The sequence below is a fragment of the Varibaculum massiliense genome, assembly GCF_900106855.1.
In the GTDB taxonomy this organism is placed as follows: domain Bacteria; phylum Actinomycetota; class Actinomycetes; order Actinomycetales; family Actinomycetaceae; genus Varibaculum; species Varibaculum massiliense.
Genome location: NZ_FNWI01000004.1, coordinates 2,201,188 through 2,213,717, shown reverse-complemented (window position 1 = coordinate 2,213,717; position 12,530 = coordinate 2,201,188). Strand labels below are relative to the sequence as shown.

Below are 12,530 nucleotides of genomic sequence, written 5' to 3'. Positions count from 1 at the left end.
CCTCTAGACAGCAGGTAAAGCAGGTAGGCTGGAAGGCGTGCAAATAATGGATTTAACCGGGCAGCTGCAGGACTATCGCACCCTGGATAAACTGCATAAACAGGTACATTCCGAGGTAGCAGCGGGTACGCGAGAAAACACGACGCTCTTAGTGCAGTACTCCCCCACTTTCACGGTGGGACGCAATACCAAACCGGAAGATGTACCTAATAAAGATGTACCGGTGATCGAAGTAAACCGGGGTGGTTCGGTGACTTGGCATGGCCCGGGGCAACTGGTTTGCTACCCGATAGTGAAACTGCCGCAGCCTCTAGATGTTATTCGCTTTATTCGCGCCGTGGAACAGGTAGTAATCGACTCCCTAGAGCCCTACGGGATTCATGCGCAGCGGATTAACGGACGAGCCGGTGCCTGGGTATTAAAACCCGGGGAAATTGATAAAAAGATTGCCGCCATCGGGATTCATACTGCGCGGGGTGCATCCATGCACGGTTTCGCCCTCAATGTGAACCCCACTTTTAGTGATTTTGCCCGGATAATTCCCTGCGGCCTGTCCGATGCTTGGGTAACTTCCATGAGCGAACAAGGCTGCCAGGAAACCGTCGCCTCCATGCGTACCCCGGTAATAGCTAGTTTGCAGCGCATCTTAGATACCCCTTACTTTAGAGGTGAGGAACAACGTAGGGAGGACGCAAATGTCTACACTTCCTGAAGTGGGAGACCGCAAACTATTGCGGGTGGAGGCACGGAACGCCCTCAGCCCCATCGAAAACAAGCCCGAGTGGATAAAAACCAAGGTAGTTTCCGGTAAGAACTATATGGATATGCGGCACTTGGTGCGCCGCTCCGGGCTAAACACCGTCTGTGCGGAAGCCAATTGTCCCAATATCTACGAATGTTGGCAGGATCGAGAAGCCACCTTCCTGATTGGAGGAGCGGTCTGTACTCGGCGCTGCGACTTTTGCGATATTGCTACCGGGCGCCCCAGCGAATATGACCGCGAGGAACCGAGCCGAGTTGCGGACTCGGTTGCTGAATTAGGGCTGCGCTACGCGACGGTCACTGGAGTTTCCCGCGATGACCTACCCGATGGAGCCTCCTGGATATATGCGGAAACTGCCCGCCAGATTCACGCTAAATCCCCCAATACCGGGGTAGAACTGCTGGTAGATGATTTTCGAGGGCACCAGGGCGCCCTAGAAGAAGTGTTTTCCTCCCGCCCGGAAGTATTCGGACACAACCTGGAAACCGTACCCCGGATTTTCCGGCAGATCCGCCCCGCCTTCCGCTACGAGCGTTCCCTGCAAGTATTAGAGGCCGCCTCAGATGCCGGTTTGATCACCAAATCGAACCTGATTTTAGGAATGGGAGAAACTCGCGAAGAAATCGAGGCCGCCCTGCGCGCCCTAAGGGATGCCAAAGTCGATATTATGACCATCACCCAGTACTTGCGTCCCTCTCCCCTGCATCACCCCATTGATCGCTGGGTAAAGCCCACCGAGTTCGTGGAACTTTCAAAATATGCCTATAGCCTGGGATTTTCGGCGGTAATGGCCGGCCCCTTAGTGCGTTCTTCCTACCGAGCCGGGCGGCTGTGGGCGCGCGCCATGCAGGCGAAAGGCCGAGAGCTTCCCGCTAATCTTGCGCAACTTGGTGAGGAAGGCACCGCGCGCCAAGAAGCCTCCGCCCTGCTAGCGTCCCGTACTAACTAATTTTCTTGGATACGCGTGGGGGCAGTTTTTACCTCACGCCCCGAAATCCGGGCTGAATACCTGGGTATCGCAGGGAGTAAGTTTTTCCTCCCGCCCAAGAATTCGGAAAAAGACCGCAGGCATTTTCCGAATTCTTATGCCCACCGCGCCCACTCGGATAAAACTTACTCCCTGCTCCCTACAAAAATTTCTTACCTGCTTTCCTTGCAGCTCGTACATCTATGCGGTACCTGTCCAGTCGGATAAAACCTATTCTCACAGCCAGCTTTTCGCTCATTACAGCTCGTTTAGTCTGGCGCTATCTTGCTGCGCGGATACTTCCCCTGGTTCTAGCGATAACTTTCCCGACGCTTAAGTTCCAGCTTGTTTAGCGGGGAGCTTCCCGGCCTGAAAGATAAAAGTAAAATATGTGATCGCTCTTTTGACTAGCCGTTTCTTTGAGTTTGCGGTCTTGCCAGCATGTACAGCACCATTTTTGATGGCTTGATGGCTTTAACGGCATGCGGCAATCGGGTAGTGAAATGTACTAACCCACCAGGTAGTAGGGTTACTGTTTTACCCTCGGCGGTAATTTCAAGCTCACCTTCTAAAGTTTCGACGAGCACCGGCATCGCAGCCGTGTGCTCGGACAGTTCCTCGCCGGCATCGAAGGAAAATAGCACGACGTTGACGCCCTCTGCGCGCAGCAAGGTTTTGGAGACAGTTGAGCCTGCCGCGTACTCGATTTCATTAGCTAGATTGTTAATAAAGCCTAGGGCTGGGGATGCTGGAGTTTCAGCGCTCATAACGGTTACCTTTCAGGTGATTAAGGAGATAAATTACTTGGATGGTTTCTTAGCTACTATAGCGATTCCGGTCAAGTGGTCGCGGTATTTGTTGAAAGTGGATCGCATCTGAAGGACCCGGGCTCGTAGGTCTTTATCCCGGATTAGGTTACGGATAATCCGGGCAACCCCCAATATGCCTTCATCAGCCAGGTTACGCCTGGGCGATAGTAATGCCATCGGCGCAAAACCTCTCCATTCCACCTCAAAACCTGCATTCGTGAGTACCGCACGCCATTCATTCTCGGTCAACGGGCGCGCGTTAACTCGAATCGTGCGGGCTAATTGCTTGCGTAACCCATCAGCCAACTCTGGGTCAATATTATTTGGGGTGAGCCCTAGCTCGTGGATGGCGTAACGACCCCCTGGTTTGAGGAGACGAAATGCCTCGGCAGCGATTTCGGCCTTAGCTTTCTCACCTTGCATGGTCAGCATCGCTTCCCCCACCACTACCTCGGCGCTTTCACTACGCAACCCGGTGTCTTGCGCTTTAGCATTAATGACCGTTCCGCCGTGGGGTTTGACGATGGCTTCCACCCGGGCGACTGCCGCCGGATCCTGATCGACACCAACATAAGAGGCTACGCCTCCGCTCACGATTAATTGTGCGGTACGACCCAGCCCTGGCGCGAACTCCACGATTTTCTTTCCCTGCATATTGGCGGCACTCAACATCCGTTTCGTCAGCTTCAACCCGCCGGGGCGAAGCACTCGCTTACCGGCACGAGCGAGCACCCAATGCCCGGCCGCGGTACTGGTTGAACGATCAGATTGAGGCAAAGAAGACGCATTTTCCATACCAAAATTCTAATAAGTAAGGTAAGCCTTAGTCAACCATTTGTAGCTATTAAATTTGTTGCGGCCGCGCCGAACCACCACAGCCTTCTTGGAACTTTAATAACGTTTGGAAATGTGCAGGGCGCGCCAAGAAGCCTTCGCCCTGCTAGTGTCCCGTTCTAAGTAGTAAGGCTGGGAGAATAGGTTTTTCCTCCTGCCCAAGTTGGGTTAAATCATAGAGATTTAACCCAACTTATGCCCACTTAACCTACTCGGATAAAATCTATTCTCCCAGCAAACTTTTCAGCTATTACAGCTCGTTTAGTCAGACGCTATCCTACTGGGCGAATACTTTCTTATAACCTTGCCTCAGCGATAACTTCTTCGCACGCTTACGTTGCAGCTTGTTTAGCGGGGAGTAAGTTTTATCCGAGTGGACAGATCTTTCATCGCAAGCTCATAGCTTCGGATACCCGGCAGCAAAATAAGAAATCTATCAAGGCTTAGGGCATAAGAATTCGGAAAATGCCTGCGGTCTTTTTCCGAATTCTTGGGCGGGAGGAAAAACTTACTTCCCGCGACCGCCGTTACTTAAAGATTCTCTGAGGGTTTGGCGGGATAGTTTTCCGGCGCTGTTTAGGGGCAACTTTTTTACTTGGATTATTTGTTTGGGAATCTTGTAGGCGGCTAGTTTGCCTGTTAGGAAGAGTTTAATGTCCTTGAGGGTGGCGGTTCCGGTGATTACTGCGCAGACCCGCTGCCCCCAATACTCATCCTCCAGGCCGATTACCGCGACCTGTCCGATACCGGGAAAAGTTGAGAGCGTGTCCTCGACCTGCGCGGGGAAAACATGTTCCCCGCCGCTAATGATTACGTCGCTTGCCCTCCCGCTCAGGCGCAGCAATCCGTCTTCACCGATATAGCCAATATCCCCGGTTTCAATCTGCTCCTCAACAGCGCTGATGGCTATGCCCGGATAGTTAGTTTTGCATACGTGCGGGCCGCCGATGGTTACTTGCCCTTGGCTACCTGCAGGCAGCGCTTTTCCGTCCGCATCGCGCACCGCCACCTGAGAATAGGTGAAGGGGCGCCCCGCGGCCTCGGGGTGCGCTAAGGATTCGTTTATTCCCAGGTAGCAACCAGCCCCTCCGGTTTCGGTCATCCCCCACACTTGGATAGGACGCAGTTCAAGTTTTTCCATCCGCCGGGCTAAGGCTGCCGGTAGGGGCGCTCCTCCGATCAGGGGACGGCGCCAGTGTGGGAAGGGATTTTCCGTGAGTTCTTCCCCCGCCTCTTTTTCCAGGGCATCTAGCATCCCGGTGAACATGGTGGGAACCGCGAACCCGATGCTGACTTGTTCTTCCCGGATAATCCGGGCGGCAGCAAGCGGAGAAAATCCGGCAATCACTACTATTTTTCCGCCGTGGCAAAAAATATCGTTAGTGGTGCCGTTAAAGCCACCGATGTGGGATAGCGGTGCCAGCGCCAAACCGGTATCCGAGTTGCGGTAGTCAAAAGCGTCCCGATAGTTCGCCCACGCCCAATACATGGTTTCCCGAGAGTGCTCCACCCCCAGCGGCCTACCGGAAGTCCCGGAAGTATAGATGATCGCCGACAGCTCACCCTCGGCTACCGGAGCAATCTCACCGGCTAGTTTCCCGGGAGAAAAAGGTTGCTCTCTATGGGCAGCCATGAGCTGTTCATGCAGCTGATCCAGGTTTATGACCTGCAGTTTTCCGAGGGCGCCCCCCGGGGAGGACGCTGTTTCTGCGGCAGCGGGGTCAGAGCTAGCTAACGAAAATTCCCCCTTTTGGTCGCTAAAAAGCAGACGCGGGGCGCAGTCGGTCACCATCGCTCGTAAATCAGCAGGCGCGGCGGCTTTAGCCAGGGGAACGAACACCGCGCCCATCTGGTCGCAGGCTATCCACAGCAATAGGTGGTATTCACTGTTGGCACTGCAAATCGCTACCCGATCCCCGCTCACTACCCCACGTTCTCGCAGGTAAAGCAGTAAATATTGCGACAGCGACCAGGTGTCGGACAAAGAAAAATACCCCCGAGGACCGGCCAGGCTTTGCGCATGGGGATGGTCAATCGCGGCTCTTTGAAAGTTTCGTATCGGTCTAATCATGACTTCCCCCGTTTAGCGTCCTCGGCTATATTACCCACCCGGTCACCTCTGCGAGTTAACCAGCAGGTAGGTTAAACTTAACGGCAAGGAAACCGGCAGCCCCGGTGGCGAAGGTAGGCGAGGATTTTAGGAGTACTCATGTCTGAAACTATTGAGAACCAGTTGGCACACCGCTCGGTGCGTCGTTTTGATACTCGCCCAATCTCGCCAGAGATATTAGCGCAGCTCAAAGAGGCTACCCGGCGCACCGCTACCTCCTGCGGGGTGCAAATGGCTTCGATTATTCAGGTGGGTGATCCCGAAAAGAAGCGGGAAATCTCCCAGCTTTGCCAGCAGGACTATATTGCCGATGCTCCCCAGCTGTGGATTTTCCTTACTGACCTGTACCGTTCCTATCGAATCGTGGAGGAAAAAGGCGAGCAGACCGCCAACGTGCGCGGCATGGACGGCTTTTTCCAAGGCTTTACCGATGCGGTACTGATGGCGCAAAACTTGGTGAATGCCGCCGAATCTCTGGGGTTAGGTACCTGTTTCTTAGGGTCGATCTTGAATGACCCGGCGCGGATGATTGAGATTTTGCAACTACCGAAACTGACTTTTCCCGCCCTGGGGGTAATGTTTGGTTACCCGGGGCAGCAGCCGCAGTTAAAGCCGCGGATGCCGATGGAGCTGCGTATGTTTGAGGACTCCTATAACTGCTTTGAAGGCTCCTATCTGGAAGCGTTCGCGGATTATGACCAGGAAATGACTACCTACTATGACACTCGGGCACACGGCCAGCGCTCGGATACCTTCACCGACAGCCTCACTCGGATTATGCTCCGAGATGCGCCCCTGCGGCGCGGAATGTTGAACACGGTGCGCGCCCAAGGTTTCGACCTCGCCCTCCAGCCCCGCTAAGGGTTAAATGTAGATAGTACCCGGGCTTGAGGTAGCTATGTAGGGATGCCTGCGAAACTCCTATTTTATTTAGGAACGAGGGCGCGGATTCTTTGGTAGCGGCTGTTTCTTTGGTTCCGACTTTTGCTTTGGTATGTGCAGCGGGGACATATCGACTTTTTCTAGTTTTAACAGCTGGATTTTTCGCTCCATACCCGCGCCATAGCCGGTAAGGTTACCGTCCGCACCGATCACTCGGTGACAAGGAACAATTATCAGAATTGGATTTGCCCCGACTGCTCCCCCAACTGCCTGCGCCGACATGCGGGGAATCCCTCGCTCCCGCGCGATCCGGGCAGCGATTTCCCCATAGGTAACGGTTTCCCCGTAAGGGATGGTGAGCATGATTTCGCAAACCCGTTTCTGAAAGTCCGAACCTGAGAGCTGTAGGTTTGGGGTAAACGAGGGCGCGCGTCCTCGAAAATAAGTCTCTAACCAGCGGGAGGTTTCTTGGAATATCGGCAAAGATTTTTCCTTAGGACGGGTGTCCGCAATAGCTGCCCCCGCGGCCTGCTGTGATGCTAGCCCCAGCCCGATCAGCGCACTACCATCGCTAGACATTACTAGCTTGCCCAGTGGAGAATCATGAAACTGGATATAGGTATCCGTATGCTGCTTCCTCAACCCCCCTCCTAACGCACTCGCTTTAAATGCCCGCATAGTATCTCTCTTTGCTACCTACATCAGTACCACAACCGAGCAGAAGCGAAAGTTAAGTCTCATTAACCTATATTTCATTGAGAATGGCCTTAGCGTTTCCTATACTTATAAAGATCCCTCTCTTGTTTGATTGTTGAAAGAAAAGAAAGCTTTATTATGATTGCTTCACGAAAGCTACATTATCGGATCCTCGGAATCATAACATTAATTGCTCTGGCGCTAGCATTATTTACTCCTGCAGCTTATGGTACGGAAGGGAACGAGAGCGCGGCCACCAAGGATCTTTCTGCAATAGTTGATAAAACCGGCTTAAAACTGGCCCCTAGCAGCAATAAGGCCACAGTTACTAAGGGGGACTATGCCGGAGATTTTAAATTTGCGCTAAAACACGAACCTGAGAAAAATGGGATTGATATCAAAGATGGCGACTCCCTCAGTATCAGTGTTGTTGCAAAAGATCCCAATCTAGATTTTCTTAGATTTACTAACAAGGCCACGAATACCGTTCTTAAGGATAAAGACTCACAACAAGAGTTAGCAGACGTACGCTACAGCGGAAACACCATTTATTTTACTTTTAAAGATGTTGACCTGCCATTTAAGGCTAATGGATCCGTTTCTCTATTTGTCTCCGATTCAAAGGTAGAAAAATATTTTAAGGATAATCCTCAGTCCGAAAAGGTTGATTTCACTTACGAAGTGCAAGTAAACGGCAAAAATACAGGAGTAACAAAAACCTGGACTTTAAAAAAGCCCTCTCCTACCCTTCCCACTGCCGTAAGTTACGAAAAATCGAGCGGTGGATACTCGGAGGAATCTGGTGATCAAGCTGGGCGCGGCACTATTTATTATGAAATCCAAATAAGCACTTTGCTGCGGCATAACAATGAAATGGTCATTTATGATATGCCAGATGTGAATTTAGAATTGGATAAAAAATCCAACCTAGCCGTATATTTTTCACCGCGTGCCGGCTACAAAAACTACGCTATTTACTACTTTGGTTCATGGAATTCCCCGGAAAAATGCAAATCATACGCGGGATCAGGTGAGTGTAAGTTTTACAATAAATTTGACGCAGGTTCCGATCCTGAGAAGTCTACTGAACTATTTTTGACAGACGTCTATTATGTCACTGACAAACCTGCCTCTAAAACGGCTTCTAGAATGGCCGGATATGAAGAAAAAACAATCAAATTTCCCCGCCACAACATTATTGATGACACCAACACGGTTACCAGTACAGGCACTATAACCGCGCCGAAGAACATTATTTTGGAAAAACCGGCCAGAGCTGAACTTACGGAAGCAGAGCAGCAGCTGATAGACGAAGCTGGTGGCTTGCACAAAACGGTCGGAAAAGGATTTAAGCTCCGCATTAAGAATCACCGCAATGATGCCTTTGAAAAGGGCGGAAATATCATTCTGGCATTCAGCATGAGGGTGGTAGATGATTCCCTGATGCTCGATGGCAAGGGCAATCCGATGTATTTCAACGCGTTTTCTTACTATGGCCAGGAAATCCCCAACTGCAAACCCGAAGACGACAACTGCACTCCTATAAAAGTAGAGCGCATGGACCCTGGCCAGGTTAAGGCAAAACAGATTAGTAGATCTGCAACACCTCCGGGCTTAGTGGCAGAAACCGACAAATACCAGCACCTTAACTTCACCAAACAGGATCCCGAAGGGAATCCTCTGGCTGGAGCCAAGTTCACCATTTACAAGGCAACTAGTGAAGGCAAACGAGGCGAGGTAGCCGAAAACAAAGACGGTGTGAAACTGGAAAACCTGATAACCAACGCCGCCGGAAAACTACGCCTGCCGAATAGCGATTCGCCGCTAGAAATTAAAGTTCTGCGCGGAAATTACATCCTCGCAGAGTTGGAGGCCCCTCAGGGATACCAACTGACGGAAGACCCCGATACGCTGATATCAGTGCAGGTGGCGAAGAAGGACAATGTGGTAGTTAACCACCCGGTTCCGGCACCTAATCCGCCGGCACCCAATCCGCCAGCTCCGAATCCCCCGGCACCCAATCCGCCGGCACCCAATCCGCCGGCTACCCCAACCGTGTCGGCTACACCTGAAAAGCAAAGCAAACCAATCGCTAAAGCGGCTAAACTACCCCGTACTGGGGCAGCGACTTCTTCTTTAGCTTTCATGGCTGGAATGCTAGTTATAGCTGGAATGGGTCTCCTTTACAAAAGACGCTGGTAAAACAACTGGCTACTTTTTAGATCTTGGGGGGGGAGCATGTGTGCCCCCCCCAAGATTTCTCAAATGTTCAATAGTGCTATTGGCGGCTTGCTGGTTAAGCGTCCCTGGCTTTGCTCCGATTTTTATATCATAATCCCGGCATCGCGAATCCATACATCAATAAATCCGCCACTGTCTGTAAGGGCGTGCTAACGGGAAGTGTAAGGACGGGTGCCAAGCAAAAGCGTACGCTTTGGGGATTAACTCAAATTTCTTCGAAAGTTTAGGGGACAACTAAAGGCTGCTCACAAGCAGAATGCCTGTGAGCAGCCTTTAGTTATTTGTTTTCGCTAGGATTAGCGCTGATTACGCCGCCGGCGGCTGATCAGGAATAGCCCACCGGTTGCTAGCAGCAGCAACGAGGCATAGAGGGAATACATCCCATTAGCCCCAGTCTTTGACAGGTTCCCGCCTACTGCTGGGTTCTGATTCTGCGGTTTCGCCTGGTTTCCAGGTTTGCCTTTGCCCGGAGTAGTCGAGGAAGGAACTGGCTTGTCCTTCCAGAGGGCTTTAACCGTCACGTCACCATTAACGGCGATGCTCTCGCCTACCTTGTGGGGGTTACCGTCAATTTGCCAGCCATTGAATTCCTTGCCGCTTGGCGGGGTAAAGCCGTTTGGTGGCAATTCCACGGTGGCACCCTTCTTAACGGTCTTCCCTTGCATATCTCCGCTTCCGCCATTGCCATCGAAATTAACCTTGTATTCGATCTCTTTCCAGATAGCTTTGATAACGGTATCCTTATCAGCCTTGATCTTGGTTCCAGGCGCAACCTTCTGGCCATTAACTTCCCAAGTATCAAACTCTTGAGTGTCATCCGGAGCAGTAAAACCGTTAGGCAACACCGTGTACTCACTACCCTTATCCACGGTCTTACCTTCCATAGTGCCTTTACCACCGTTAGCGTCATAACTGACCTTCACCGGAATCTTCTTCCAGACGGCTTTCACTACGGTGTCTTTAGTGACCGTAATCTCGGTACCCGCAGCTACCTCTTTGCGATCAACTTCCCAGGCTTTAAACTCTTGGGTGTCATCCGGGGCTTTGAATTTATTATCCAAAATCTTGTACTTTGAGCCCTTGTTGAGCTTCTTGCCATCCATTGTGTCAGTGCTGCCATTGCCATTGTAGCTAACAGTGGCAGTTTCGAGCTTCTTGGTTGCCGGATCTGAATCGAGCTTATCGGTGTCACCCTCAAGGCCACCGTTGTCCTTAGCGGTTGCCGTGATGGTTCCAGCGAGTTCGATCTTTTCCACACTCAGAGTGATCGCACCGGATTCCTCATTAACACCCGGTCCGCTCCATTTATTGGTTTGCAAATCTCGCGTTGCAGTTATGGTTTTATCGTTACCATCAGCATCCTTATAGGTGACGGTGTAAGACAGCAAGTCAGTATCATCACCGGGATCTTTATATGCCGGTGGAACAATGGTGACTTTGCCGGTATCCGTATCTACCTTAATCACAGGAGATTTAGGTGCGATATTTTTCACCAGATCTTTAGCTGGGATTGTTATTACTGGTTGAGCTCCATCTTTTAATTTATATGAACCATCATCATTTGTTTCTGGAACAAATTTATAATCATTGTTCGGGTCCCAAGTACCTGCTACATCATTTCCACTAAATATCTTGGCATTGCCGCTGTCATCAATTTGTATGACTGCCGGAAACCCATCCCTGTCTGGATTTCCGTTTGGTAGTTTAGATGTCCCATTTATTGTATTTGCTTTCCTAATCGCCGCGTCAATGGCTTTCTTATCGTCATCAGTTAGTTTTTTAGGATCCCGAACTTCTGTTTTTTGGGGAGAAGCCAGTATGACAGTAGAGCTTTCACATGATACAAACTTGTTCTTTTCTTTTACAGTAACGCCAACTACTTGATCTCGGGGAAGACCAACAGTACCTGGAATGGTGTATGTGAACTCGCCTGTGGTGGAATTTACACTCACCTCTACTGGTTTATCGGAATTTTTATCAACCGTGCATTTCCCACTGTTAAAAGTATCTATACTTGCCATGGAAAGCTTCGTAGATATTTGGACCTTTATGTCATCAAAAGGCGCTGTGCCCTGCAACTTCCCCTTAATCACATTGTCAACAACTGTAATATCACTAATCTTAGCGCCAATTGAAGTTTCGGTTACTTGTTTTATTGTTAAATTCGGAGCTTGTATTTCTTCTGATTTTGATCCATCGGTGTAGGTTACTGTATAAGAAGCAGTTTTAGTATTCACACCATTGATTTTAAAATCAACAGACTTAATATCCTTAGCTATAGTTGGATTTGCCTTTTTTAACAAATCTATAGCTTCCGCTTTTTCGTCATCGTTAACTATATTCGCAACGTATTGTTCAATCCAGATTTCGCCGGATGGCATGTTAAGTTTATCTTTATTTTGACCGGCAAGTGATGGTTTAGATTCTACAGGATCTGTCACAGGTGATTTGTTTCCATTGAGTTCCTGATATGCCGTTACCGTATCTCCTTCTGCAACTTCAACGCCGGCAGGTAAGTTTACTGTCCAAGTTGTTCCACTTCTAGGTGTAACGGATGCAGTGGCTTTTACTGTACCATCTTTAGCCTTTAATGTTACATATACAGTTGCTCTTACAACTTTTCCACCAACTCTATCTCTAACCAAATTACCTCCGGAAATACTTGTATTTCCGATAAATACATCATTAATTTTCGGTGCCGGTAAAGTTGATTGACGCACGGGTTGCCCAATAATCTCCGGTCCGATCTCTAGGCCATCGCCGGTCTGGGTATTCGCTTTGGCAGGCGCCTTGTTTTCCGGTACTGCACTGGCTATAAGCTCTGCAGGGGCTGCGGTGTTTACTGGCTGCACATTAGTGCTTGGTTGCTCCGCCGGCGTCCCCTCCTGCAAATCCTCGGCCCGCACCAAGGAAGGCGCTGAGAGCATGAAGCTCAAGGCACAAAATAGGGTGACCAGCAGCAGCCTCTTAAGGAAACTGGCAGACTGCTGAATCGCGCCGCCAGATTTCTCTGCTAAAAAAATACCCGGTTTATTATTAAAGTTGAGCATAAGACCTTCCCGTAACTTGCGGTTACTCATGACTATTGCTTAACAATCGTATCATTGTCACTGCAAATCCACTAGACAGGAAATTCCCGCTTGCAGCAGCCAGCAACCCGTCTACCAGGCATTTCTCTGTGACCCTTGCAGATTGATGGTAATCTCACTATTGAACAGGCACATTCTT

The 12,530-nt window shown here is 50.3% G+C and carries 9 protein-coding genes; 4 read left to right on the top strand and 5 right to left on the bottom strand.

Annotated elements, in window-relative coordinates; translation table 11 throughout:
• Positions 1–46 precede the first annotated feature (46 nt).
• The gene (gene lipB / locus BQ5456_RS09765) at positions 47–712 is read left to right on the top strand and encodes a lipoyl(octanoyl) transferase LipB (RefSeq protein WP_071129802.1); all 666 of its coding nucleotides are present in this window, start codon (positions 47–49) and stop codon (positions 710–712) included.
• Complete coding sequence (gene lipA, locus BQ5456_RS09760; protein ID WP_071129801.1) at positions 696–1,712, top strand: lipoyl synthase; 1,017 nt, start codon at positions 696–698, stop codon at positions 1,710–1,712. The genes lipB and lipA overlap by 17 nt, the downstream gene beginning before the upstream one ends.
• Before the next feature lie 425 nt (positions 1,713–2,137).
• On the opposite strand, the gene BQ5456_RS09750 is transcribed toward lipA, so the two are convergent.
• The 3 genes from BQ5456_RS09750 to BQ5456_RS09740 all read right to left on the bottom strand — a co-directional run bounded on the left by BQ5456_RS09750 (position 2,138) and on the right by BQ5456_RS09740 (position 5,444).
• A complete protein-coding gene (locus BQ5456_RS09750; RefSeq protein WP_071129799.1) occupies positions 2,138–2,497 on the bottom strand; it encodes a cupin domain-containing protein in 360 nt (119 codons plus the stop codon).
• A gap of 33 nt (positions 2,498–2,530) precedes the next feature.
• Positions 2,531–3,334 carry a methyltransferase domain-containing protein gene (locus BQ5456_RS09745; protein ID WP_071129798.1) on the bottom strand — a complete coding sequence of 268 codons (804 nt, stop codon included), beginning with the start codon at positions 3,332–3,334 and terminating at the stop codon, positions 2,531–2,533.
• A gap of 547 nt (positions 3,335–3,881) precedes the next feature.
• Positions 3,882–5,444 carry a class I adenylate-forming enzyme family protein gene (locus BQ5456_RS09740; protein WP_071129797.1) on the bottom strand — a complete coding sequence of 521 codons (1,563 nt, stop codon included), beginning with the start codon at positions 5,442–5,444 and terminating at the stop codon, positions 3,882–3,884.
• 138 nt (positions 5,445–5,582) lie between these two features.
• On the opposite strand from BQ5456_RS09740, the gene BQ5456_RS09735 reads away from it, so the two are divergent.
• Positions 5,583–6,344 (top strand): NADPH-dependent oxidoreductase, encoded by a 762-nt coding sequence (locus tag BQ5456_RS09735; RefSeq protein WP_071129796.1) that lies wholly within the window; start codon positions 5,583–5,585, stop codon positions 6,342–6,344.
• A gap of 69 nt (positions 6,345–6,413) precedes the next feature.
• Here BQ5456_RS09735 and BQ5456_RS09730 read toward each other — a convergent pair whose 3' ends face one another.
• Positions 6,414–7,007, bottom strand: coding sequence for a methylated-DNA--[protein]-cysteine S-methyltransferase (locus BQ5456_RS09730; RefSeq protein WP_235858575.1), 594 nt, complete (start codon positions 7,005–7,007; stop codon positions 6,414–6,416).
• A gap of 162 nt (positions 7,008–7,169) precedes the next feature.
• On the opposite strand from BQ5456_RS09730, the gene BQ5456_RS09725 reads away from it, so the two are divergent.
• Complete coding sequence (locus tag BQ5456_RS09725; RefSeq protein ID WP_143037075.1) at positions 7,170–9,263, top strand: SpaA isopeptide-forming pilin-related protein; 2,094 nt, start codon at positions 7,170–7,172, stop codon at positions 9,261–9,263.
• Positions 9,264–9,598: 335 nt separating this feature from the next.
• On the opposite strand, the gene BQ5456_RS09720 is transcribed toward BQ5456_RS09725, so the two are convergent.
• Entirely contained in the window at positions 9,599–12,382 is a 2,784-nt protein-coding gene (locus BQ5456_RS09720; protein ID WP_235858574.1) for an InlB B-repeat-containing protein, read from the bottom strand.
• Between the last annotated feature and the right edge of the window lie 148 nt (positions 12,383–12,530).

What these genes read in the sequence shown, in the direction of transcription:
- lipB (WP_071129802.1), top strand. Translation starts at nt 47, where the DNA reads ATGGATTTAACCGGGCAGCTGCAGGACTATCGCACCCTGGATAAACTG.
- BQ5456_RS09735 (WP_071129796.1), top strand. Translation starts at nt 5,583, where the DNA reads ATGTCTGAAACTATTGAGAACCAGTTGGCACACCGCTCGGTGCGTCGT.
- BQ5456_RS09720 (WP_235858574.1), bottom strand. Translation starts at nt 12,382, where the DNA reads ATGAGTAACCGCAAGTTACGGGAAGGTCTTATGCTCAACTTTAATAAT.
- BQ5456_RS09740 (WP_071129797.1), bottom strand. Translation starts at nt 5,444, where the DNA reads ATGATTAGACCGATACGAAACTTTCAAAGAGCCGCGATTGACCATCCC.
- BQ5456_RS09750 (WP_071129799.1), bottom strand. Translation starts at nt 2,497, where the DNA reads ATGAGCGCTGAAACTCCAGCATCCCCAGCCCTAGGCTTTATTAACAAT.
- BQ5456_RS09745 (WP_071129798.1), bottom strand. Translation starts at nt 3,334, where the DNA reads ATGGAAAATGCGTCTTCTTTGCCTCAATCTGATCGTTCAACCAGTACC.
- lipA (WP_071129801.1), top strand. Translation starts at nt 696, where the DNA reads ATGTCTACACTTCCTGAAGTGGGAGACCGCAAACTATTGCGGGTGGAG.